The sequence below is a fragment of the Agarivorans sp. Z349TD_8 genome (assembly GCF_050870825.2).
GTDB lineage: Bacteria > Pseudomonadota > Gammaproteobacteria > Enterobacterales > Celerinatantimonadaceae > Agarivorans.
The window spans coordinates 4,157,403-4,181,121 of the sequence record NZ_CP194037.2 but is presented as its reverse complement, the minus strand read 5'-3'; the positions used below and the strand labels follow the sequence as shown (position 1 = coordinate 4,181,121).

Annotated in this window: 25 protein-coding genes; 11 read left to right on the top strand and 14 right to left on the bottom strand. The window is 45.5% G+C overall.

Annotated elements, in window-relative coordinates; genetic code table 11:
- Position 1 precedes the first annotated feature (1 nt).
- Genes ACRRS1_RS18740 through tldD form a run of 3 tightly spaced genes read left to right on the top strand, consistent with a single transcriptional unit; the run spans position 2 to position 6,140 of the window.
- The gene (locus tag ACRRS1_RS18740; protein WP_432455996.1) at positions 2-3,865 is read left to right on the top strand and encodes a YhdP family protein; all 3,864 of its coding nucleotides are present in this window, start codon (positions 2-4) and stop codon (positions 3,863-3,865) included.
- On the top strand, positions 3,865-4,689 hold the full coding sequence (locus tag ACRRS1_RS18735) for a carbon-nitrogen hydrolase family protein (protein WP_432460145.1): 825 nt from the start codon (positions 3,865-3,867) through the stop codon (positions 4,687-4,689). Before ACRRS1_RS18740 ends, ACRRS1_RS18735 begins: the two co-directional genes overlap by 1 nt.
- Positions 4,690-4,694: 5 nt before the next feature.
- Positions 4,695-6,140 (top strand): metalloprotease TldD, encoded by a 1,446-nt coding sequence (gene tldD, locus ACRRS1_RS18730; protein ID WP_432455998.1) that lies wholly within the window; start codon positions 4,695-4,697, stop codon positions 6,138-6,140.
- A gap of 24 nt (positions 6,141-6,164) precedes the next feature.
- Here the strand turns inward: tldD and yjgA are convergent, their stop codons facing one another.
- Positions 6,165-6,671, bottom strand: a complete 507-nt coding sequence (yjgA, locus tag ACRRS1_RS18725; protein WP_432455999.1) for a ribosome biogenesis factor YjgA — start codon at positions 6,669-6,671, stop codon at positions 6,165-6,167.
- Between the two features lie 374 nt (positions 6,672-7,045).
- Here yjgA and pmbA point away from each other — a divergent pair, with 374 nt between their 5' ends.
- Entirely contained in the window at positions 7,046-8,383 is a 1,338-nt protein-coding gene (pmbA, locus tag ACRRS1_RS18720; RefSeq protein ID WP_432456000.1) for a metalloprotease PmbA, read from the top strand.
- 177 nt (positions 8,384-8,560) lie between these two features.
- On the opposite strand, the gene mgtE is transcribed toward pmbA, so the two are convergent.
- The 12 genes from mgtE to ACRRS1_RS18660 all read right to left on the bottom strand — a co-directional run bounded on the left by mgtE (position 8,561) and on the right by ACRRS1_RS18660 (position 17,933).
- Positions 8,561-9,922, bottom strand: a complete 1,362-nt coding sequence (gene mgtE, locus ACRRS1_RS18715) for a magnesium transporter (protein WP_432456001.1) — start codon at positions 9,920-9,922, stop codon at positions 8,561-8,563.
- A gap of 237 nt (positions 9,923-10,159) precedes the next feature.
- A complete protein-coding gene (locus ACRRS1_RS18710) occupies positions 10,160-10,429 on the bottom strand; it encodes an HPr family phosphocarrier protein (protein WP_432463808.1) in 270 nt (89 codons plus the stop codon).
- Complete coding sequence (rapZ, locus tag ACRRS1_RS18705) at positions 10,416-11,273, bottom strand: RNase adapter RapZ (protein WP_432456003.1); 858 nt, start codon at positions 11,271-11,273, stop codon at positions 10,416-10,418. The genes ACRRS1_RS18710 and rapZ overlap by 14 nt, the downstream gene beginning before the upstream one ends.
- A gap of 26 nt (positions 11,274-11,299) precedes the next feature.
- Positions 11,300-11,743 carry a PTS IIA-like nitrogen regulatory protein PtsN gene (gene ptsN / locus ACRRS1_RS18700; RefSeq protein WP_432456004.1) on the bottom strand — a complete coding sequence of 148 codons (444 nt, stop codon included), beginning with the start codon at positions 11,741-11,743 and terminating at the stop codon, positions 11,300-11,302.
- 8 nt (positions 11,744-11,751) lie between these two features.
- On the bottom strand, positions 11,752-12,039 hold the full coding sequence (gene hpf / locus ACRRS1_RS18695) for a ribosome hibernation promoting factor (protein WP_432456005.1): 288 nt from the start codon (positions 12,037-12,039) through the stop codon (positions 11,752-11,754).
- A 26-nt stretch (positions 12,040-12,065) separates the two neighbouring features.
- The gene (locus ACRRS1_RS18690) at positions 12,066-13,571 is read right to left on the bottom strand and encodes an RNA polymerase factor sigma-54 (RefSeq protein ID WP_432456006.1); all 1,506 of its coding nucleotides are present in this window, start codon (positions 13,569-13,571) and stop codon (positions 12,066-12,068) included.
- A gap of 51 nt (positions 13,572-13,622) precedes the next feature.
- The gene (gene lptB / locus ACRRS1_RS18685; RefSeq protein WP_432456007.1) at positions 13,623-14,348 is read right to left on the bottom strand and encodes an LPS export ABC transporter ATP-binding protein; all 726 of its coding nucleotides are present in this window, start codon (positions 14,346-14,348) and stop codon (positions 13,623-13,625) included.
- Positions 14,345-14,890: a lipopolysaccharide transport periplasmic protein LptA gene (gene lptA / locus ACRRS1_RS18680; protein WP_432468936.1), complete on the bottom strand. Its 546-nt coding sequence runs from the start codon at positions 14,888-14,890 to the stop codon at positions 14,345-14,347. The genes lptB and lptA overlap by 4 nt, the downstream gene beginning before the upstream one ends.
- On the bottom strand, positions 14,853-15,410 hold the full coding sequence (gene lptC / locus ACRRS1_RS18675) for an LPS export ABC transporter periplasmic protein LptC (RefSeq protein ID WP_432456009.1): 558 nt from the start codon (positions 15,408-15,410) through the stop codon (positions 14,853-14,855). Before lptC ends, lptA begins: the two co-directional genes overlap by 38 nt.
- Positions 15,407-15,958: a 3-deoxy-manno-octulosonate-8-phosphatase KdsC gene (kdsC, locus tag ACRRS1_RS18670; RefSeq protein ID WP_432456010.1), complete on the bottom strand. Its 552-nt coding sequence runs from the start codon at positions 15,956-15,958 to the stop codon at positions 15,407-15,409. The genes lptC and kdsC overlap by 4 nt, the downstream gene beginning before the upstream one ends.
- Entirely contained in the window at positions 15,958-16,923 is a 966-nt protein-coding gene (locus ACRRS1_RS18665; protein WP_432456011.1) for a KpsF/GutQ family sugar-phosphate isomerase, read from the bottom strand. The genes kdsC and ACRRS1_RS18665 overlap by 1 nt, the downstream gene beginning before the upstream one ends.
- A 38-nt stretch (positions 16,924-16,961) precedes the next feature.
- Entirely contained in the window at positions 16,962-17,933 is a 972-nt protein-coding gene (locus ACRRS1_RS18660; protein ID WP_432456012.1) for a calcium/sodium antiporter, read from the bottom strand.
- 161 nt (positions 17,934-18,094) lie between these two features.
- Between ACRRS1_RS18660 and ACRRS1_RS18655 the strand changes: the two genes are divergently transcribed.
- From ACRRS1_RS18655 to murA, 7 genes are read left to right on the top strand one after another with little or no spacing between them, the layout of a single operon-like run.
- Positions 18,095-18,883, top strand: coding sequence for an ATP-binding cassette domain-containing protein (locus tag ACRRS1_RS18655; protein WP_432456013.1), 789 nt, complete (start codon positions 18,095-18,097; stop codon positions 18,881-18,883).
- On the top strand, positions 18,880-19,656 hold the full coding sequence (mlaE, locus tag ACRRS1_RS18650; RefSeq protein ID WP_432456014.1) for a lipid asymmetry maintenance ABC transporter permease subunit MlaE: 777 nt from the start codon (positions 18,880-18,882) through the stop codon (positions 19,654-19,656). The genes ACRRS1_RS18655 and mlaE overlap by 4 nt, the downstream gene beginning before the upstream one ends.
- A 14-nt stretch (positions 19,657-19,670) precedes the next feature.
- Complete coding sequence (gene mlaD / locus ACRRS1_RS18645; protein WP_432456015.1) at positions 19,671-20,138, top strand: outer membrane lipid asymmetry maintenance protein MlaD; 468 nt, start codon at positions 19,671-19,673, stop codon at positions 20,136-20,138.
- A complete protein-coding gene (locus ACRRS1_RS18640) occupies positions 20,138-20,770 on the top strand; it encodes an MlaC/ttg2D family ABC transporter substrate-binding protein (RefSeq protein WP_432468937.1) in 633 nt (210 codons plus the stop codon). The genes mlaD and ACRRS1_RS18640 overlap by 1 nt, the downstream gene beginning before the upstream one ends.
- Positions 20,767-21,045 (top strand): STAS domain-containing protein, encoded by a 279-nt coding sequence (locus ACRRS1_RS18635; protein ID WP_432456017.1) that lies wholly within the window; start codon positions 20,767-20,769, stop codon positions 21,043-21,045. The genes ACRRS1_RS18640 and ACRRS1_RS18635 overlap by 4 nt, the downstream gene beginning before the upstream one ends.
- Positions 21,046-21,067: 22 nt before the next feature.
- On the top strand, positions 21,068-21,322 hold the full coding sequence (locus tag ACRRS1_RS18630) for a BolA family protein (protein ID WP_432468938.1): 255 nt from the start codon (positions 21,068-21,070) through the stop codon (positions 21,320-21,322).
- Between the two features lie 11 nt (positions 21,323-21,333).
- Positions 21,334-22,599, top strand: a complete 1,266-nt coding sequence (gene murA, locus ACRRS1_RS18625) for a UDP-N-acetylglucosamine 1-carboxyvinyltransferase (protein WP_432456019.1) — start codon at positions 21,334-21,336, stop codon at positions 22,597-22,599.
- Here murA and degS read toward each other — a convergent pair.
- Entirely contained in the window at positions 22,583-23,677 is a 1,095-nt protein-coding gene (gene degS / locus ACRRS1_RS18620) for an outer membrane-stress sensor serine endopeptidase DegS (RefSeq protein ID WP_432456020.1), read from the bottom strand. The genes murA and degS overlap by 17 nt on opposite strands.
- Positions 23,678-23,719: the final 42 nt, after the last annotated feature.

Genomic DNA, 23,719 nt, shown 5'->3' with positions numbered 1-23,719 from the left:
TATGTTGAAGGCTTTCTCCCGAAGTGCTCGTCAATGTTGGCATGGTTTAGCGCTATTATTAGTTATTGTTGCCGTGTGCTTAAGTTTAGCTCGCGGCATTTTAGCATTTGCCAGCCATTATAAAGATGACATTGCCGCTTGGTTGATTAAAGGGCAGGACGCTAGCCTGAGTATTGGTCAGCTTAATGCTCGTTTACATAATTTCCGTCCGATGTTGGTATTTGAAAATAGCCAAATTGCCATCGGTAAAGATCGTGATACTCAGTTTCACGTTGATGCCTTAATGCTAGAACTAGATCTTTGGCAAACACTGGAACAGAGAAAGGTGGTGTTTAAAGATTTGGTGCTAGATGGCTTGAGTTTTCAGCTGGATGTAGCACCTTCTGAATCAGAAGAAACGATCGATTACTCACATTCTTATCAAGCGATTGCTGATACCTTTTTGGAGCAGTTAACTCGTTTTAGCCTCACCAATAGTATCATCCTACTGAACTTCCCTGAGCATCAACTTAAACTCGATATTGCGAATTTGGATTGGCTGAATAGTAATGGCCTCCATCAGGGCGATGGAGAAGTGCGGATCGGTCAAGGTTTGGAGAGTGGACGGGTTAAATTTCGAGTGGACTTAAGCGGTGATGCCAGTCAAATAAAGCAGTTGAGCGGGCATTTTTTCGCGGAAGCGGAACATCTTAATGTAAATACCATCCCGCTACTTTCTGGGAAAGTTTCCAGCCAATTGAGCAGTGACTTAAATCTTTCGTTATGGGGCGATTTTGGTGCGAAACAGCAGCAACGTTGGGTCATGCAATGGCAGCCGAGTAGTGTATTCTGGGGAGCAGAAGAATTACAGCAGCTGCACATTAATGGTGGTTTGTTACAGGCGCTGCAAGTGGGTCAACAATGGCGGGTGGATAAACTGCCGTGGGTACTGAACATGAATGGTCAGCCCAACAGTGACTTTGACTTACAGGCTGTGGTGAGTCAACAGCGGCAACTTTGGCAGATCCAACATTTGGATCTTGCAGCCTGGTCTGGCGCGATAGATTGGTTGGCTGCCGATAAGCAAGATATTGCATGGTCGAAATTGCTACAGGCGGGTACTCTGGAGCAATTGAAGCTTGAATACTTACCGCTTAGCAAGCGGTGGCAATATCAGGCGCAACTATCGGATTTAAGCGCTCAAGGGCAGTCTTTTATTCCAAGTTTTGAGCAGTTAAATGTTCACTTAGCGGGTGATGAACAAAGGGCTCAAGTGCATTTTAAACAACAGGGGAAGTTTGGCCTGGCGGTTCAATTTTCTGAAACCTTTGAAATCGAGGCTTTTGATTCAGTGGTAAATATCGATTTTGCTGATTCAGCGCTTCGCTTAAGTAGTGCCTATACTCAGTTACGAACCCCTGAATTAGATCTGCTCGCCCAGTGGTCTTTGCAATGGCCAAAGCAGGGTCAATGGCCATTACTCAGCCTAATCGCCAACGCAGAAGTTAAAGATGCGGCAAAAGCCTATCGTTATTACCCCAAAATTATGCCGGGTAAGGTGTTCGATTACCTTAAACCAGCCTTATTAGCGGGCCAAGCCAAGCATAGTCAGGTGTTGTGGTACGGACAACTCAATCATTACCCCTATCAGCAACACGATGGTATCTTTCAAGCTTTTGTTCCACTGAAAGATGCCCGTTTTAAATTTGACCCTCATTGGCCAAACCTAGAGAAGCTGCAGCTTGATCTACTGTTTCAAAATGATGGCTTGTTTATGGAAAGCAACCAAGCGCTCTTGGGAGCGGTACCAGCACAACGGATTACTGCGAGTATTCCTGAATTTCACCATGATTCAGAGTTATTTATCACTGGTGATATCAAGGCGCCCGCAAAGGCCGTGGCTGACTATTTGATGCAATCTCCGGTCACAGCCTTAAGTAGTAGCTTGCAGCAACTGCCGTTAAGCAATGGTGATGTTGCGGGGCAGGTGTATCTTCATATCCCCTTATCTGGCGGCGAAGTAGAAGTGAATGGTCATGTTGACTTTTTGGGGAATAATTTGGCCATTATTCCTACTGGGATGAAGCTTAACCAACTCAAAGGACGGCTGTCTTTTCAAAATGAGAAGTTGCATAGTAATAAACTCAGTGCGATTTGGCGTGGCATGCCGCTGGATGTAAAATTAAAGACTGAGGCACAAGCGGCTCATTATCAGCTTGATTTCGATCTCGCTGGGCGTTGGAAAATCAACGCAGCAGAGCGCGCTTTTGGTTTACCTTTAAGCGAGTATGCGACAGGTGACTTAGCCTGGCAGGGTGATCTAAATATTCAGTTGAAGCCGCAAGGCTTATTTGACTATCGTGGTGATTTTCGCTCTGAATTACTGGGTTTAGCATCACGGCTTCCCGCGCCCTTGGGGAAAACTAAAACGCAGCTCTGGCCGACAGCCTTAAGTGTGAGTGGTAATAATCAAGCCAGTGATATTCGTTTGGAAAGCAATCAGTTGGTCTCCGCAGAGCTGACATTAAGTTATCAAAATGAGCAGAAAAAAATCACTCATGGTCTACTGAATCTGGGCGCCAATAATGATCTGCTTTGGCAGGGCAATGGTTTAGCGATGTCTTTTGATTTTGCTGAACTTGAACTGCAACCTTGGTTGAAGTGGATGAAACAACAAGCTAATTTTGTTCCGCAAGAAAAACTGAGTGACTTTCGCAACGTGAGTTTTGAGCGCCCGCCCCTCATGTTTATTCGCGGCAAGGTTCAGCAAGCTCATTTATTGGAACAAGATCTCGATAATTTTGATTTTGCCTATCTTCCTTTGAGTAAAACTCAGTTGCAAATTAGTTCGGATCAATTGTTGGCAAGTATTGCTGCGCCCTCTCAGCCCAGTCTCGAAATGCCAGTACAGGTCAAGATTGAAAAAGCCATATTACCGAATTTGAAGTTTAGTCTTGAGCCTGACAACCGCGCCTCTGAGTCGGCGGATTCGGAATCATTGTTCGCCCCTGAGCCAGTTTCGTTATTGCAACGATTACCGCCTTTTGTGCTTGAATGTGATGCTTGCCAATTTGCAGATTATCGTCTGGGTAAGCTTAAGCTGGATATGCCAATAGTGGATCATCGTCTGGAAAATGGTCGCTTATGGATTGATTGGGGACATAGTCAGCTCACTTCTGCGTTGTTTTGGACCGAAAGCGAACACGGAGAACAAGCGGGAGTGGCTGGAACTTTGAATAGTGACAGCATGGAGCAGATGATTGAAACGATGGGCATAACCAGCCCTCTCAAAAGAACGCCGGCAAACTTTAGCTTTGACCTTAGCTGGCAAGATGCACTTTATCGGCCTCAAAAAGGGTCTCTAGATGGCAAACTATCGATGAAAACAGGTAGTGGTGCCCTCACCGAAATGAGCGATAAAGGTACTCGCTTATTGACTTTAGCTAGTCTCGATACGATTCGACGACGTTTGAAACTTGATTTTAGTGACGTGTTTGAGAAGGGCCTGCACTTTGATTCAATGAGTGGCTCGATCAATTTAAAACATGGGGTAGCTGATAACCAAGATTTTTATTTAGATGGGGTCGCCGGTACCATGCGTGGTAAAGGAAAAGTTGATTTTGGGGATGGTAAAGTTGATTATTTAGTAAGTTATTCACCTAAAGTGACTTCTAGCTTACCCGTTTTAGCCGCTTTTTTGGTTACCCCTGTGACGGGGGTTGCAGTACTTGCGCTATCGAAGTTACTTGAGCCGGTGGTGGAAGTGGTGACTCAAATTGATTTTGCTCTTAAAGGTAATATTCGCCAGCCTGAATTAATTGAATTAGAACGCGTGAAACAAAAAATTGAAGTCCCCGATGAGTTTAGAAAGGAGAACGCACGTTAATGAATTTACTTGCCTTACAAATGAATTCGAGTGCCAACTTAGCTGACAACCTACAACAGGCAGAGCGCTTGCTCGCTCAGGCTAAACCACAAAGCGGAGATTTAGTGCTTTTGCCGGAAAATTTTGCGGCTTATGGGGCAGGGGAGCAGGGATATATGCAGCTGGCGGAAGCTTTAGGCGATGGACCGATCCAACAATGGCTCGCCGAGCAAGCTAAGCGCTATGGAATATATTTGGTGGCAGGCAGTATGCCAACGCTGGCCGAAGATGACACCCGTTGCTATACCTCATCTTTGGCTTTTTCCCCTCACGGCAAATTACTTCAGCATTACCACAAGTTGCATTTATTTGATGTTGATGTCGCCGACAATGTGGGGGCTTATCGAGAGTCAGATTATTTTATCGCGGGTCAGAATTTGGCGTGGTTTGATATTGGTGAATATCGAGTTGGGATGGCGATTTGTTTTGATTTGCGTTTCCCTTATTTATTTCAGCTGTTGCGCGAACAGGGCTGTGATATTGTATTACTACCAGCTGCATTCACCGCAGTGACGGGAGAGGCGCATTGGGGACCTTTATTACAGGCCCGAGCGATCGAAAATCAATTTTATTTGGTGGCGGCTAATCAAGCTGGCACCCACCATAACCAGCGCCAAACGTGGGGCCATTCGATGGTAGTTGACCCTTGGGGACGTTGTTTAGATATACAAGCGAGCGGAGAGTCTATGGCGCGAGCCGAATTTAATCCGCAGTTAATTCAACAAGTGAGAAGCAGTATGCCAGTGTCGTTGCACGGGCAATTACATTTAGGGTGGAGAAAATAATCACTATGTCGTTTGAAAAAGTCAGTCAATCCTTACTCTTGCCAAGTGGCATTGGCGAACAAGAGTTGAGCTTAGCGCTGGCTGAAGTGGCGAAGAACCAAATAGATTATGCCGATTTGTACTTTCAACATAGTCGACATGAATCTTGGGTTTTAGAAGATGGCATCGTGAAAGAAGGCAGCTATAACATTGAACAAGGGGTTGGGGTTCGTGCGATCAGTGGAGAGCAGACCGGTTTCGCCTACTCGGATGTGATTAATCCCAATGCTTTAATGCAGACTTGTCAGGCGGCCAGAGGGATCAGCTCGCCAGCCTCAAGGGGCAATTTAAAGCCTTTTAAACGGGTCGCAGCGGAACAGTATTATCAGGCCAATAACCCCTTGGTTAGTTTATCTAATCAACAGAAGATTGCCTTATTAGAACGCGCCGACAAGTATGCTCGTAGCTTAGATCCTGCGGTTAACCAAGTGATCGTGAGCTTGAGTGGGGTCTACGAAGAAGTATTAATCGCAGCTAGTGACGGTACCTTAGCTGCGGATATTCGGCCATTAATTCGTTTCAATTGTAGTGTCTTAGTCGAACGTAAACAGCGCCGTGAACGCGGATCTGCGGGCGGTGGTGGACGTCAGAATTATAGTTATTTCCTTGAAGAAGTTGATGGCTGTGAACGGGCGATGGTTTATGTGAAAGAAGCGGTACGCCAAGCTTTAGTGAATTTAGAAGCGGTGGATGCCCCAGCCGGACTGATGCCAGTAGTACTCGGTGCTGGCTGGCCAGGTGTGTTACTGCACGAAGCGGTGGGACATGGTCTGGAAGGTGACTTTAATCGTAAAGGGTCTTCGGCATTTTCTGGTTGTATCGGACAACAGGTAGCTTCGCCATTATGTACTATTGTTGATGATGGTACGCTTGCCAACCGTCGGGGATCGGTGAGTATTGATGATGAAGGTACGCCTGGGCAATATAATGTATTAATTGAAAACGGTGTTCTGAAAGGGTATATGCAAGATAAGCATAATGCTCAACTGATGGATACTCAGTCGACTGGAAATGGACGCCGAGAGTCTTATGCACATCTGCCGCTTCCTCGCATGACCAATACTTATATGTTAGGTGGTGAAAGTGAGCCTGAAGAACTCATCGCTTCGGTGAAAAAAGGCATTTACGCGCCTAATTTTGGCGGAGGTCAGGTGGATATAACCTCGGGTAAGTTTGTCTTTTCGGCTTCGGAAGCGTACCTCATTGAAGATGGTAAGATTACTACGCCAATAAAAGGGGCAACCTTAATTGGTAGTGGCCCTGAAGCGATGCAACAAGTGTCGATGGTGGCGAATGACCTGTGTTTGGATCAAGGGGTTGGAGTCTGTGGTAAGGAAGGACAAAGCATTCCTGTGGGGGTTGGCCAGCCGAGTTTGAAACTTGATCAGCTTACCGTTGGTGGCACTGCATAAATGAAAAGGGCCTTGGCCCTTTTTTTAAGAGTGTAATTTGAGATATTTAAGCAAGTCCTGGTGAGCCTTAGCTGGTTTTTGCTGCTCTAATTCTTTTTTGGCTTGGCGGACCAACTGGCGCAATTTTTGACGCTCTAACGCTGGATTTTTTTCGACTAAGGCATTAATCGCAGGATCCCCTTCTTCTATTAGCTGCTCTCGCCGTTTCTCTAGAGCTAACTGGGCCTGTGCTTGATAAATGTGTTTGTTGCGGATCTTATCTAAGCCAGCATTGATGCTTTCAATGTCTTCGGTTCTTAGTACTTTACCGATGTAATTCATATGGCGGCGTGCCGCTTCTCGTTTATCTTTCAAGCGTTTGGCAAGGGCAATTGCTTCTCTTAAGGTTGCGCTCATGCTGATGGACTCTATTTGTGGGTTGGTTAAACCCACTAATTCGACGCCCAATTTTTTCAGTTTATCGGCTTCACGCTTGATTTCTGATTTACTAATCCACTCATCTTCGTCTGTAAAGGACGGGTCATTACTCATTTTCTGTTACTCATAGCACTTTTCGCATATCTTACCAGTTCTTGGCTATGGCCGCTCGATGAGTTTTGTGGTGAAGAGGGTTTATCTTTAATGCTTACATTTGGGACTTGGCTGGTGGATTTTTGAACGGTGCTTTGGCTGTTGTTAGCTTGTCTCTCTGTGCCAAGCAGTAAGCGCTTATAAACGCTGGATCATGGCTTTGGCTAAAACCTTTGACTCTTTGTTGTAAGGCGTTTACTTATTGTTGCGAGGTGTTTGCTTAGAATGCTAAGCTGCATCACTTGAGCTGGGATAACATCCTAAGATCTCGAACGAAAATTGACCGCTATAGTTCAACAGGCCCGAGGGCCATACATGGAAATTAAAAAATCAAAATGAGCCCTGAAAAACAATCGAGCCAAGAACTCAGTCAATTAAAACAAGCTGTTGAGTTTGCGATTAAGCAAGCAAAACAACTTGGCGCGGATGAAGCCGAAGTGTCGATTTCGAAACAAACGGGAATTTGTGTTGCGACTCGTGATCAACAAGTGGAAACCCTTGAGTTTAATCATGACGGTGCGCTGGGGATTGCGGTGTATTCGGCGAATTGTAAGGGCAGTGCCTCAACCTCAGATCTGAGTCCAGAAGCTATCACCAATGCGGTGAAAGCGGCTTATGATATCTCTCAATATACATCGGCGGATAAAGCGGCAGGGATTGCAGATAAAGCATTACTAGCAACAGATATTGCGGATCTAGAATTATTTCATCCTCACCCATTGGAGCCTGAAAAATTTATTGAATTAGCCAAGCAATGTGAAGGCTTAGCTTTGAGCAATTCGCAGATTAAGGCCAGTGACGGGGCGAATGTGAATAGTCACTACGGGGTGAAGGTTTATGGAAACAGCCATGGTTTTGTTGAAGGCTATCCAACCAGCCGCCATAGCATTAGTTGCATGTTGATCGCCGGTGATAAAGAGATGCAGCGTGATTACGCCTATAGCGTGGCGCGTGATTTTGCCGATTTAGACAGTATTCAACAACTGGCCGACAAGGCGATTAGTAAAACCTTAGGTCGCCTCGGTAGTCGTAAAATAGCGACTTGTGAGGTGCCGGTGGTGTTTGACCAAGAGGTCGCGAGTGGCTTATTTGGCCACCTCGTGGGGGCGATTAGTGGTGGTAATTTGTATCGCCGTTCGTCTTTTTTACTCGATAGTTTGGGCAGTCAGCTGTTCCCTAGTTGGTTGTCGATCTACGAGGACCCTTTTATTAAAAAAGGCTTATCAAGTACTCCTTTTGATAGCGAAGGCGTGGCCCCGAAAGCGACCCATATTATTGCTGATGGGCGTTTAGAGAGCTATTTGTTAACCAGCTACTCGGCACGTAAACTGGGCATGCAAAGTACCGGTCATGCTGGTGGGATCCATAATTGGTTAGTGCAGCACAGTGGGATCAATCGGGCTGATTTGCTGAAGCAAATGGGAACCGGTTTATTGGTGACAGAGCTGATGGGCCAAGGCGTTAATTTGGTCACCGGTGATTATTCTCGAGGCGCGGCTGGTTATTGGGTTGAAAATGGTGAAATTGCTTTTCCGGTACATGAGATTACGGTAGCCAGTACCTTGCCAGAGATGTTTGCCAATATAGTTGCCATTGCGGATGACTTCGATAAAGAAAGCTCAATTCAAACCGGTTCAATATTGATTTCTTCGATGAAGATTGCGGGTAGCTAGTACTTGTTACTCTTTCAGCGTCTATTTCTGTTTAAGATAAGCATTTTAACAGCGGCCTGTGGTATGCCGCTTTGTTTTCTCCGAAAATACAGCTCAAGCTTGCTTCAAAGATAAATTTTTCGTCAGCGCTTAGGCAGATTGATATTTAGTAGGAGCTGCGATTTAGATACTCCTGCCTTAAGCTAATACTAAGGTGGCCATACCTAAAAAGGAGAACAAGCCCATCACATCGGTGATGGTGGTTAAGGCCATTCCCCCCGCTAAAGCGGGGTCGATATTAAATTTTTTCATTAATAAGGGAATACTAACCCCGGCTAATCCGGCTAAGGACATATTAATGAACATCGCCCCAGCGATGATAATGCCTAAAGTCCAGTCACCTTTCCATAGGGTGATCACTACCGAAATAACACTCGCCCAAATTAAGCCATTTAACATACCGATTGCGGCTTCCTTACCGATCAACCAGCGAGAGTTGCCCTCGCCAATGTGGCCCACCGCAAGCCCCCGGATCACGAGCGCTAAAGTTTGATTACCAGCGATGCCACCCATACTAGGAACAATAGTCATTAAGATCGCTAGCGTTGCCAATTGTTCAATCGTTGATTCAAACATATTGCTAATCGACGCTGCAATTAAAGCCGTACAAAGATTCACCGCTAGCCAGACGGTGCGCCGTTGAGTACTTTTTAAGACCGGGGCGAAGGTATCCTCGTCATCGTCCATCCCCGCCATCCCCATCATCGAGTGTTCCGCATGCTCACGAATAATATCCACCACATCATCGATGGTAATTCGGCCTAACAAGCGCCCTTGTTCATCAACTACTGGGGCAGATATCCAGTCGTGGCGTTCAAACAGGGAAGCCACGTCATCTTCATCCATGGCGACCGGTATGGTTTCAGCATTACTATCCATTACCTCTCTGACGTTGACGCTTGGATTAACGGTGAGCAAGGTTGATAGTGGGATATCGCCGAGTAGTAAATCATTCTCATCGACAACATAAAGTGCATCCGTTGCTTCAGGAAGTTCGCCCCTAAGCCGCAAATAGCGCAATACAACATCAATACTGACATCTGCCCGCAGGGTGATGGTGTCGGTATTCATGATACTGCCAGCGGTGTCTTCTGGATAAGCGAGCGCAGCTTCGACTCGATGGCGGTCTTGGCCATCCATTTGCGACAATACCTCTTGATAGACACTATCGGGTAGGCTGCGAAGCACGTAGGCGATATCATCGGTGTCCATTCCCTCGGTCGCTGCAGCAAGGGTTTCGGGGGCCATTAATTGGAGTACCCCTTCCATGACATCTTCGTTTAATTCTTCGAGGATCTCACCGTGCTTTTCCGGATCGGTGAGTTGCCATAATACTTTTCGACCTGCGGGAGGGCTAGATTCTAATAGTAGAGCGACATCACAAGGCGGCATCTGATGAAGCATTCGCCTAACATGCACAAACATACCACTATCGAGCGCTTGGTTTAGCTCCTGTAGGCGTTTGTGTTGATTAGGATTTAACTCCATCTCTTCAGGCATAAGCGGTCCTTATAGTCGTGTAAAGATTAAACCACGCTTTTAGAGCGGGTGAACCTGTCGCGGATGGTACAAAGGTTTTCAGCGGAACCCTTTGGGTAACATGTGTCACAGTTTACGGCTTGAGTACCTGCATCAGTGCTGTTTCTACGCGATAGGCTCTGCCTTGTCCGCTACGATATAAATATTCACTAAAAATGCAACAGGACTTAGTGTAGCAGTTGCATCAATAAATTCGCGTTATTCCTCGTCGAAGTTTGCTTCAACGAGTTGTTGTATGGCATCGAGAGCAGCCTCTGCATCGTTACCTTCAGAGATTATCGTGAGGGTATTGCCTTGAGCGCTTGCCAATACCAGCAATCCCATCACGCTGGCAGCCGAAGCGGTTTTTTCCCCGTCAATAATACTTACTTCAGCTTCAAATTCTTGTACCAATTCGACCAGTTTGGTGGCTGGGCGAGCGTGTAAGCCCAGTTTGTTTTTTACGACGACTTGTCTAGTGAGTTTCAAGTTTATGTTCCAAAGTTCGATGGCGCCGCTGCACCTTACGTTTTTGACTAAAGTGTTCAGCCAGTTGTTCGGCGACATAAACACTACGATGTTGTCCGCCAGTACAACCAATTGCGATGGTCAGATAGGCGCGATTATTGGCTTCTAAATGCGGCAGCCAAGATCCTAATAAATCAGCGATTTGCTGGATGTACTGCTCTACAAGAGGCTGCTTGGCTAAATAATCTTTAACCGCTTGATCGAGACCGCATAAAGGTCGTAGTTCTTCTTGCCAGTGCGGGTTCGGTAAAAAGCGAGCATCAAATAGGTAATCGGCATCATTGGGTACGCCATTTTTAAAGCCAAAGGACTCAAACACCATAATTAATTGCTGTTGTTGTTCTCCGGTCACTCGCGATCGAATGAGCTGACTCAATTCATGTACGGATAAACGCGAGGTATCTATTCTTAGGTCAGCATTGCGAGAAATGGGGGCGAGCAGGGCGGTTTCAGATTCTATGGCCTTGGCTAGAGACATGTCGTTTTGACTCAGTGGATGAACCCGCCGAGTTTCACTGTAGCGGCGGATCAGCGCATCATCTTTCGCGTCGAGAAAAATACTTAATAGGTTAAGCTCAGAGCCTTCATCGCGAATTAGTTGACCGATGGGTGAGGGTTCATCAGGTAAATTTCGCACATCGATGCTAATGGCGACTTTGGTGTACTGTCTTTTTAGGTGTTCAATTAAAGGACGCCATAATACGACTGGTAAATTGTCGACACAGTAATAACCTAAATCTTCTAATACTCGTAGTGCGACCGTTTTACCTGAACCGGAGCGCCCGCTAACGATAATCAGTTCCATGATAACCCCTAATAACGATTAGAGTCTTAGGCTATCATGATCGTGTATAATTCGTCATCACTTTGTGCTGTACGAAGTTGTTTGCATATTTGCTTATCGTTAAGTTTTTCAGCAACTTGAGCGAGAGTATTTAGATGTTGTTGACATTGGTCTTCGGGAACCAGTAAGGCAAATATTAAATCAACGGCTTGATTGTCAATGGCGTCAAAGGAAATCGCCGGAGTACAGCGTAATAATACTGCGGTCGCATGGTATTGATTGCCTATTCTACCGTGAGGGATCGCGATGCCTTGGCCAATGCCAGTACTGCCCATGCGTTCACGATTTAATAAACTTTCAAATATACTTTTAGATGTGGTGTCGAGTTGCTTCGCAACCAGTTCACTGATCAATTCCAATGCTCGTTTTTTTGACGAACATTGGACTGCACTTTGGGTGCAGTCCAAGCTTAGTACTTTATCTATTTGCATTACTATGACTAATGTTTGGTGAGTTTTTCTTTATGCTTAATGACTTGGCGATCGAGCTTATCGATGAGGCTATCGATGGCCGCGTACATATCAGCGTGTTCTGAAGTGGCGAATAATTCACCACCATTTAGGTGTATAGTGGCTTCGGCAATCTGATTCAGTTTTTCGACATTGAGAATAACATGGACATTATTAATTTGGTCGAATCGTCGTTGTAGCTTAGTAAACTTAGTGTGGACATATTCTCTCAAAGACTCAGTGATTTCTACGTGGTGTCCAGTAAGGTTAATTTGCATAGATGTCGTCCCCTTTATAGTGGCCTTTAAATAAGGCTCTTACGTTGGTTAGAAGGTGGAATAGCCAATGACTCACGATATTTAGCTATCGTACGCCTAGCCACCTTGATGCCTTGATCTGCCAAAATATCAGCGATTTTACTATCGCTGAGTGGTTTACTGGTATTCTCGGCAGCAACCAGTTTCTTAATTAATGCACGAATGGCTGTTGAGGAGCATTCTCCTCCACCATCGGTAGCCACATGGCTAGAGAAAAAGTATTTGAGTTCGAAGATCCCGCGAGGGGTATGCATGAATTTTTGAGTCGTGACCCTAGAGATCGTGGATTCATGCATTTCAACCGCTTCGGCAACATCATTCAATACCATCGGTTTCATGGCTTCTTCACCATATTCAAAGAAAGCTTGTTGGTGATGCACGATGCAATTAGAGACTTTCAGTAGGGTTTCGTTACGGCTTTCAATACTCTTGATGAACCATTTTGCTTCTTGCAGATGGCTGCGAATAAACTGGGTATCGTTGGCGTTGGTCGAGGTTTTAGTCATCGATGCATAATGTGAATTGATGCGTAGTTTTGGCATCGCGTCAGGATTGAGTTCAACCACCCAGCGACCTTGACGTTTAATCACCGAGACATCGGGAATTACGTATTGGGCTTGATTTGGTTCGACGGCATTACCAGGTCTTGGCTCTAAGGTGTGAATCAGCCGCATCACTTCGCGTAGCTGCTCCTCTTTTAACTTGGTTTTACGGGCCAATAAACGAAAATCTCGATTTGCTAATACATCAATATGATTCGATACGATGTCTTTCGCTTCATTCAGCCAAGGTGTTTGTTCGCTGAAACGACTTAATTGGATGAGTAAGCATTCCTGTAGAGAGCGGGCAGCAATACCAACTGGATCGAAGTGCTGAATACGTTTAAGTACTGCTTCAATTTCATCTAACTCGACATCTAAATCATTATTTTCAATCGAACGTAGTCCCTCAAGTAATTGCTCACAATCTTGGGTCAGGTAACCTGATTGGTCGACTGCGTCGATGATGGCGAGGGCGATCGCTTGGTCTATTTCACTAAAAGGCGTGAGGCGCATTTGCCAGAGCAAGTGATCTTGTAAGGAGTCAACGGTTTCACCTTGAAACAACATGTCGTTGTCATCACTGCTGCTACCGGATGAAGAGCTGGCAGGAGCCGAACTCGCGCTGTAAATGTCATCCCAAGTTGAGTCAACCGGAAGATCGTCTGCGACGGTATCTTGACTAATCGCATCGCCAGTTTCCATCTGGCTGCTATCGATCTCCGTTTGGCTATTGTTTGCATCACTATTTTGCTCGCTGGCTGATTTAAATTCAGCCGAGTCTGCGTCATTTGCTTGCGCTTCATCTGCTTCTAGCAGAGGATTACTCTCCAAAGCTTCTTGGATTTCCTGCTGCAGATCCAGCGTCGAAAGCTGGAGTAAGCGTATGGCCTGTTGTAACTGGGGGGTCATGGTTAATTGCTGACCAAGACGCAACTGCAAAGATGCTTTCATTAATTACCGCTGTTCCTTCTTTTTATTATCGCGTTTGAGGACATACTTTAACTATAGCTTGAATTGTTCACCGAGATAAACTCGTTTCACATGCTCATTTTTAAGTATCTCCTCAGGTTTTCCTGAGGCTATCAGTTCGCCTTGGCTAACGATATAGGCGTGCTCACAAACATCTAGTGTTTCTCTTACATTGTGGTCGGTGATCAATACACCCAGACCGCGATCACGAAGATGTTCAATGATTTTTTTTATATCGATAACAGAAATAGGATCCACGCCTGCGAAGGGTTCGTCAAGCAAAATAAACTTAGGTGCGGCAGCTAGAGCGCGGGCAATTTCTACTCGGCGACGTTCACCGCCCGACAGACTCATGCCTAAATTCTTGCGAATATGACCAATATGAAACTCTTCAAGTAAGTCATCGAGCGCGCCCATTTGTTGTTGTTTATCGAGGTCTTTACGTGTTTCTAAGACCGCTAAAATATTCTTTTCTACCGAGAGGCGACGAAAGATAGATGCTTCTTGCGGTAGGTAACCTATGCCTTTGCGAGCCCGGGTATGCATGGCGGTACTTGACAGATCTTCGTTGTCAATTAGGATCCGCCCTTGGTCCCTTGGGACTAAACCAACCACCATATAAAAAGTGGTGGTTTTTCCAGCGCCATTGGGCCCTAATAAACCGACAATTTTTCCAGTTTCAACATTGAGACTCACGTTTTTAACGACCTTGCGCCCTTTGTAACTTTTGGCAAGGTTTTCTGCAATTAAGGTACTCATGGTTGAGGCGTGGCCTTGGGGGCAACTTTGTTGAGTTGTTGGGGTAAGAAAATGGTGGTCACCCGATTGTTTTGGTCGCCCTGAGCAACCATTTCTTGTTTGTTAATGCTGTATTTAATCATTTGACCTTTGACTAAGCTTTCTTCTTGCTTCAGCAGTGCATTGTTAGTAAGCGTAAGCGTTTGAGTCTTCAAATCGTAACGCACTTCGTTCGCCTCTGCTTCAATGGGCTTACCATTATCTAAGAGCTGATAGAAGGTGGCTGGTTTGCCTTTTGCTATCATCACTTCGCTGCCTTTTTGCTCACTTCCGATAACGCTCAGTTCTTCGGCGCGCATTTTTATCGAGCCTTGAGTCACGACGACATTATTATAAAAAGTGACGCGATTTTCTTTGATATTAACCTGTTGACGGTCGGCATCGACGACAATTTGTTTATTGAAGTCGTCTTCAAGCGCTTGAGCCCCCCAACTGATGAGTAACAGGCTTGCTAAAAAGGCTAATTTATTCTTGTGGATTGTGGTAAACCGCTTCGATATCATTTAATAAAGTCACTATTTCATTGGCTAAATCACCGTTCATTCCGCGTCCATATAATTCGTAGGATGGGCCATAAACGGTAACGAGTTTATCACTATGCATGGTTTCGTTTTGCAGGTCGATTTCCAAGCTGTCTGTAATTAAGTCACGAACGTATTTGCTGCGACTTAAGTTTTTAATTACTACATTGTCATTTAACATGACCGTGTGTTGCTGCTGTACTGTAGCTTGATCGGCCACGATTTGCCATACAGGTTGTTTGGGATCGGGATATACCAAGATTTTTGGTTGGCTGAAAGTGGTGTGCTTGAGTTGCTCAAAATACGCCATCTGTTCGGCATAAATACGATAGCGGGGCCTTCCCTGTTCGCCAAAACTAACACTGTATAGCTGTTCGGCAATAAAATTGGGTTTATTGATTTCGCGAGTTTCGGTCAGTTGTTGGGTATCTGACGGGCTGAGCTGCCAAAGCACCAAAGCCACCATAAATAAAACCGCAAAAAACCAAGTGGGTTTATTCATATACTCATGCCCTGAGCATTTTGTAGCTGTCCTTGTGCCTGAAGAATTAAATCGCATAATTCCCGCACTGCACCATAACCCCCAGCGGTTTTAGTCACTAATTTGGCAGCTTGTTTACATAATGGATGGGCGTCATATACAGCAACCCCTAAGGCACAGGCATTCATGACTGGAACATCGACCACGTCATCGCCGATATAGGCACAGTATTCGGGGCTTAAGCTTAGCTTTTGTTGTAATTGTCGATAGGCTTGCATTTTATCTTGCTGGCCCTGAAATATATGCTGCACACCTAAAGCTTGCATGCGGGTGCTGACTAAATTTGATTGGCGGCCGGTAATAATCGCAACCTCAATACCTGCATTGAGTAATGCTTTAATACCAAAGCCATCATGGGTGTGAAAGGCCTTTAATTCTTCGCCATCATTACCGAGGTAGATCCGACCATCGGAGAATACGCCATCGACATCACAAATGAGCAATTTTATATTTCTGGCTAAACTATAGTTTTGCTGGGTGACCGCCCCGTAGGGCGTTTCAACACTCACTAATAGACTCCTGCTTGCAGTAAGGTGTGCATATTAAAAGCGCCAATTACGGTTTGTTGATGGAGTACAAATAAACCGTTAATTGAGTCTTTCTTCATCAGTTTAAGCGCATCAAAGGCTAACCAATCATCTTCTATTACTTTAGGGTTGTGTGTCATCACTTGACCAATAGGCGTTTCATGAATATCGATACGCTGATCTAGGATCCTGCGTAAATCTCCATCGGTAAAAATTCCGACTAAATGTTGCTGCTGATTGACGACGCCAACCATACCTAAACCTTTGGCGGTAATTTCAAATAGTGCTTCTCGAATAGTTTGTTCGACTACAACTAAAGGAATTTGTTCCCCGCTGAGCATAATGTCGTGAACACTCAATAGCAGTTTTTTGCCTAAACTGCCACCCGGATGAGATAGTGCAAAATCATCGGCAGTGAAGCCTCGAGCTTGGAGTAGCGCCACGGCTAAAGCATCTCCCATGACGAGCGTAGCGGTAGAGCTCGCGGTTGGCGCTAAGCCGAGAGGGCACGCTTCACGGGGAACGGCAACACACAGGTGGTAGTCGGCCAATTTCGCCATACTTGAGAGAGGGTTACTGGTGAGTGCAATTGAGCGTACACCGATACGGTTGAACACCGGGTATAAGGAGAGGATCTCTTCTGACTCTCCAGAATTTGAGAGCGCAATAACAATATCATCGGCGGATATCATGCCCAAATCACCATGACAGGCTTCGCCAGGGTGCACAAAAAAAGCTGGGGTCCCGGTCGACGCTAAAGTCGCGGCTATTTTATTGGCAATATGACCCGACTTCCCCATCCCGGTAAGAATGACCTTACCTTTACCCGCTAAGATTAACTCACAGGCTGCACTAAAATCTTGGTTTAAGTATTGGTGCAGATTTTCGATGCCCAAAGCTTCGATTTCTAAAACCTGTTTAGCGGTGGCGATATAATCAATTGACACTCAATTTCCCTCAAATAATGCTGAATAAAAATAGTCGCTTAAGCCGAGAATAATAACAGTTGATAGGCAACAAAGCTGCAGCATAATATTGCGCCTTCCCAACGTGATATTTTGCGACTTCTGCCAAAGAAGCTCATTGACATCACAAACAGTAATAAGGTTACCCCCATCATGACATAGAAGTCACGTTCGGCAGCAAGGGCGTCAATTGGACCGGGGGCGAGCATTGCGGGGACCGCTAATACGGCTAAAATATTGAATAGGTTTGAGCCGATAATATTACCCAGAACCAGGTCATCTTCTTTTTTGATGACCCCTGCGATACAAGCAGCTAGTTCTGGCAGACTGGTGCCGATGGCGATGATGGTCAAGCCGATCACTAAATCACTGATCCCAAAATAGCGCGCGATTTCTGAGGCTGAACCGACTAATATGTCAGCACTTATCGGCAATAATACTAAACCAACCGCAAGCCACAACAAAGCTTTGCTGGTTGCTACATCTTTGGGGACTTCCGAAGCGGCTTCTTCCATCATTGGATCTAGTTTGGCGTTGTTACGTTGACGTAGCGAGCCGATGATGAGAAAGGCCATCATGGTTACAAATATCGTCAATAATAAGGTACCTTCTATATATCCAAGATGTTGGTCATGTAATATCCAACCAGCAAATGCCGTGGCGGCTAACACCATCGGTAATTCTCTAAATAACGTTGATGATGAAACGAATAAAGGTTTGAATAAGGCGGTCACGCCGAGAACTAAAGTGATATTGGTAATGTTGGAGCCGATTACATTTCCCACTGCGGTATTCATTTTGCCTTCTAAGGCGGCGGTTGCTGAAACCATAACTTCTGGGGCGGAGGAGCCCAACGCGACGATGGTTAGGCCAATAATCATCGGCGGTAAACCAAAATTGTTAGCAATAGCGGCAGCGCCAAAAACAAAACGATCAGCACTCCAAACTAAGAGCGCTAAACCAACAACTAATAATAAACATTCAACGAACATGGGTTTCCTTGGATCAACAAATATCAGTGATGCGGACAAAATAGCAAGCATTGTCAACATTTTCCTGACAAAAGGGAAGAGTTTAACCTTGAGTGTCATCAATTATCTCAATAATATGGCAGCCTTGAACAGTCAAGATTGCTGATGGAGTGGCTAAAAATTTGATTGAAGTAAAACAATTAGCATTTCAGCGCGGTGACAAAGTTATCTTTGAAGGCCTCGATTTGCGTATTCAGCGCGGTAAAATTACCGCAATTATGGGGCCTAGCGGGATCGGTAAAACGACCTTACTTAAACTGATTGCTGGGCAGCTAAAGCCGCAGTCGGGTGAAGTGCTGATCGACCAGCAAAATGTGCATCAGCTGAAACGTCGCGAATTATTCAAGTTACGTAAACGGATCGGCATGTTATTTCAAAGTGGTGCTTTGTTTAGTGATCTTAATGTTTTTGAGAATGTCGCGTTTCCTTTACGAGAACATACTCAGTTACCGGAAGTGGTATTGCGAAACTTGGTGTTGATGAAGTTACAAACCGTGGGTCTACGTGGCACCGCGCAGCTGATGCCGAGTGATTTGTCGGGCGGAATGGCGCGTCGAGTGGCGCTAGCAAGAGCGATTGCCTTGGAGCCCGAGCTAATTCTTTACGATGAGCCCTTTGTTGGTCAGGACCCCATCTCAATGGGGGTATTGATTAAATTGATCCAAGGCTTGAACCAAAGTTTACAATTGACCTCGGTGATAGTTTCTCATGATGTTAGTGAAGTTCTTAGTATCGCTGATTACGTGTTTGTAATTGATGGCCATAGCGTATTAGCCCAAGGTAGCGTCGAAGCAATTGCGTCAAATCCGAATCCGCGTTTGGCGCAATTTCTCAATGGTCAAGCCGATGGCCCGGTGGCTTTTCATTATCCAGCAGACGATTATGCACAAGCACTTAAGGCGGCCTTATGATTGACGTTATTGCGCTATTAGGTCGTAAGACCCTATTACGCTTCGCCTCGCTCGGCCGAGCGAGCTTAATGTTATGGCATGCCTTATCGAGCTGGCCAAGTCGGCAATTGCTGAAAGATACGATCTATCAAATCTATGTGGTGGGGGTGCAGTCACTGCCCATTATCTTGGTTTCAGGTTTATTTATTGGGATGGTTCTGGCTCTGCAGGGCTATCATATTTTGGTCGATTTTGGTGCCGAAACCAGTCTTGGTCCTATGGTTGCGTTATCGCTACTTCGGGAGCTTGGTCCGGTGGTGACCGCTTTGTTGTTTGCTGGGCGGGCTGGCTCTGCGCTCACCGCAGAAATTGGCTTGATGAAAACTACTGAACAATTATCCAGCATGGAGATGATGGCCGTTGACCCACTTAAGCGGGTGATAGCGCCGCGTTTATGGGCTGGGTTTATTGCCATGCCCTTATTAACGCTGATGTTTAATTTGGTCGGTATTTGGGGCGGGTTCTTAGTTGGCGTGGAATGGTTGGGGGTCGATAACGGCAGCTTTTGGTCGATTACCGCAGCATCCATAGAGTTTGGTCAAGATATTGGTAATGGGATTATCAAGAGTGCGGTGTTTGCGATTACGGTGGTTTGGGTAGCATTATTCAATGGTTACGACTCAACCCCTAGTGCTCAGGGGATTAGTCAGGCGACGACGCGAAGTGTGGTGCATGCTTCGTTGCTGGTTTTGGCTTTAGATTTTGTATTAACTGCACTAATGTTTGGCAGCTAGGTTTAGGGAATAACATGAAAGTAAATAAAGTTGAGTTGTCGGTTGGATTGTTTGTATTACTGGGTTTCGCTGCGCTATTAATCTTGTCGTTGAAAATTGCGAATAGTCAGTTTAGTAGCAGTAATGATCTGTATACGCTGTATGCTAAGTTTGACAATATTGGAGGGCTTAAAGTACGCGCGCCAGTAAAAGTGGGAGGGGTCGTGGTTGGTCGAGTTGAAGCGATTGAACTTGATGTTGATGATTATATGCCAAAGGTGACTTTAAATATGTATCGCCAATACGGTTTTTACCCAGAGACAAGTTCTCTTTCGATCCTTACCGCGGGCTTGTTAGGAGAGCAATACATTGGTCTCACCCCTGGCTTTGTCGTTGAAGGTATTGAGCACCTCAATGATGGTGCGTTGATTGAAGATACTAAATCAGCGTTGGTGTTGGAAGATTTGATTGGCCAATTTTTATATTCAGCCAAGGAGAAGTAATGATGACCATTAGAGTAGTATTTTTGCTGTTGCTGACGAGTTTGTTTAGTGCCACAAGCCAAGCGGAAAATGTGGATCAAAACCCTTACCGTTTGATGAACTACGTTGCTGAGCAAACTTTTAGTCGCTTGGCTAAAATTGACCGAGATAGCTCTACCGTGGATCAGCAAGTCGAAGATATTGTGCGTCAGCAGCTGATGCCTCATATTGATTATCGCTACGCCGCGTTGGTGGTATTGAGTAAACACCTCAAAAAAACTGATGAACAACAGCGTGCTAGGTTCATTAAGGCATTTCAGGAGTATTTAGTTGCAACTTATACCCAAGCATTAGCTCAGTATAAACAACAGAAAGTACTCATTGAACCGGAACGATCGGTCGAGGGGCAAACTAAGGTCACCGTAAAAGCTCAATTTATTGATGGTGAGCGGCCTCCGATCAACTTGTCTTTTAAATTTAGAAAGCTGAGAAATAAAGATCAATGGTTAGCTTATGATCTGGTTGCGGAAGGCGTTAGTTTGCTGGCGACCAAACAATCAGAAATAGACAGTTTGATCCGCTCTAGCAGTGTGGATGAAGTGATTGAACTCTTAGAGAAAAAGAATTTTGAATCTGTTGGGCCGTCAAAATGAGTGCAATTTTACAAATTGACCCGCAACGCTTAACGATCCGTGGTGACTGGACGGTTTCTCAGGTTGTTAGTCAGTGGCCGCTACTGGCCGAGTGTCAGGCCGCTACGCTCGACTTGTCCAAGTTAAAGCGGATTGACTCTGCTGGAATAGCCGCTATTATCACCGCCTTAAAACCAGAACCTAGTCATCCTTTAAAAATCGAACACTGCCCAGAGCAGGCGAAGCAACTTTTTGAGCTCTATGAACTTAATCCTTTGCTGCAGTTTGAAAAATAAAGCACTTTTGCGGAGCGTCATTATGCAAGCCGAACAAATTGAACAGATATTAATGCAAACGCTTGAACTGGAACATGTGCAGGTAACTGGAGAAGGCAATCACTTTCAGGTGATTGCCGTGGGTAACATGTTTCAGGAATTATCGCGGGTTAAAAAGCAACAAGCGATATATGCACCATTGAAAGACTACATTGCGAGTAACGAAATTCACGCTTTGGGGATTAAGGCTTTCACTCCTGATGAATGGCAAAAACAACAAAAATTTGGCCAACTGTAGTAGGAGTTGAAGTGGATAAATTTAGAATACAAGGCGGCTGTCGTTTACAAGGCGAAGTTGTTATTTCTGGGGCAAAAAATGCCGCGCTACCGATCTTGTTTGCTACCTTGTTATGTGAAGAGCAAGTGGTGTTACACAATGTGCCTCAGTTAAGAGATATTGGCACCACCTGTAAGATGTTACAGCATTTGGGCCGTGAAGTGCTGGTCGATGGTGAAACTGTCACAGTGAAGGCGGGTAAAGCCAACGACTTTGTTGCGCCTTATGAGTTGGTCAAAACTATGCGTGCTTCAATCATGGCGCTTGGCCCTTTAGTCGCTCGCTATGGTGAGGCCGATGTATCCTTGCCTGGTGGTTGTGCAATTGGAGCTCGTCCGGTAAATCTGCATATTCATGGCTTAGAGTTGATGCAAGCCGATATGAATGTGGAAGATGGTTATGTAAAAGCGCGAGTTTCTGGCCGATTACAAGGCGCGCGGATCTTTATGGATATGGTGAGTGTTACAGGCACCGAGAACTTGATGATGGCGGCGGCTCTCGCTGAGGGTCAAACGATTATTGAGAATGCAGCCCGCGAACCTGAAGTGGTTGATTTGGCTAACTTCTTAAACACTCTTGGGGCGGATATTCAAGGTGCCGGAAGTGATACCATTGTGATTCAAGGTGTGGAGCAGTTGCATGGCGGTGAGTACAGTGTACTCCCCGATCGGATTGAAACGGGGACCTACTTGGTGGCCGCTGCAGTGACGGGTGGAAAAGTCCGTTGTACCAATACCGATCCCGCATTAATGGATGCGGTATTGGCGAAGTTAGCGGAAGCTGGCGCTAAGCTTAGCAGTGGTTCGGACTGGATTGAAGTGGATATGCAAGGCTGCGAGCTTAAAGCTGTGAATGTGAAAACAGCACCTCACCCGGCCTTCCCTACTGATATGCAAGCCCAGTTTACAGTATTGAATATTCTCGCTCAGGGAACTGGTCATGTCACCGAGACGATTTTTGAAAATCGTTTTATGCATGTGCCTGAATTGACGCGCATGGGGGCCGAAATAGAGCTGGAGGGTAATACGGCGATTTGTAAGCACACCGAGCAACTCAGTGGTGCACAGGTGATGGCTACCGATTTACGTGCTTCTGCGAGCTTGGTGATAGCAGCCTTAGTTGCAGAAGGTGAGAGCGTGGTCGATAGGATTTATCATATCGACCGGGGCTATCAAGACATCGAAACTAAGTTTGCGCGGCTAGGAGCCAATATTACGCGGTTTAATGAACGTTCTTAGGCCGGGTTGGTAATTTCAATTCGGTTACGGTCACGGGGAGCTCTAGTTGTTCCCCGTTTCTATATAGGCGTATTCGAATTTCGCTACCCGGTCGGGTTTCGGCAACAATATCCATCGCCTGTTTGATTGAGACAATCTCTTGGCCGGCAATATTGACTAGAATATCGTTGGCTTGGATGCCTGCTTTACTGGCTGGCCCCACAGGATCTACACCGCTTACAATGACCCCTTGGGTATCGTGTAATTTTAAGCGAGAAGCGAGAAGTGGGGTGATTTTTTGTCCGTCTAAACCCAGATAGCCACGCACGATAGTGCCATCTTTAATCAGACTCTGCATGATCTTTTTAGCCAGCAAATAAGGAATAGCGAAGCTAATCCCATAGGTATCTGTAGCATCGTTTAGGTGGTAAGCAGAGGTATTAATCCCCACCAGTTCGCCACGGGTATTGACTAATGCACCCCCAGAGTTTCCACGGTTAATTGCGGCATCGGTTTGTAAAAAGTCTTGTCGACCGGTAGAGCTCATGCCGCTGCGTCCAGCCGCACTAATGATCCCTTGAGTGATCGTTTGACCTACATTATAGGGATTGCCGATGGCGAGAACGATATCGCCGACTTGAGTGGTTAGTTGATCATCTTGTGGGATGACGGGTAAGTCAGAAGAGTTATCGATTTTTAACACCGCTAAGTCAGTCACAACATCACCTCCGACTAATTCAGCATTAAAAATGCGTCCATCCTGTAAAGCGATGACAATTTGATCGGAATTTGCGATGACATGGAGATTAGTCAGTACGAAACCTTGACTAGACATAATCACCCCAGAGCCTAAGCCTTGAGATTCCAATTGAGTATCGGCCTTCACGTAAGATTGTAGAAAGCTACGGGTGTAAATGTTAACGACTGCGGGGGCAGCTCGTCTCGAAGCGAGGGCGTAACTACCGAGTGGGGTTTCGGTATAGTCATTTAACAGCTGTTTACTATTTTCCCTAAATTCAGGGAAAGCAAATAGAATGCCGATAGCCATGGCTAAACCAAAAATAGCGGGTTTGAGTAAATACTTGATTATAGCTAACAATTGTTCTTCTCCAGCGACCAACCCAGCATAGCACGCGACTTG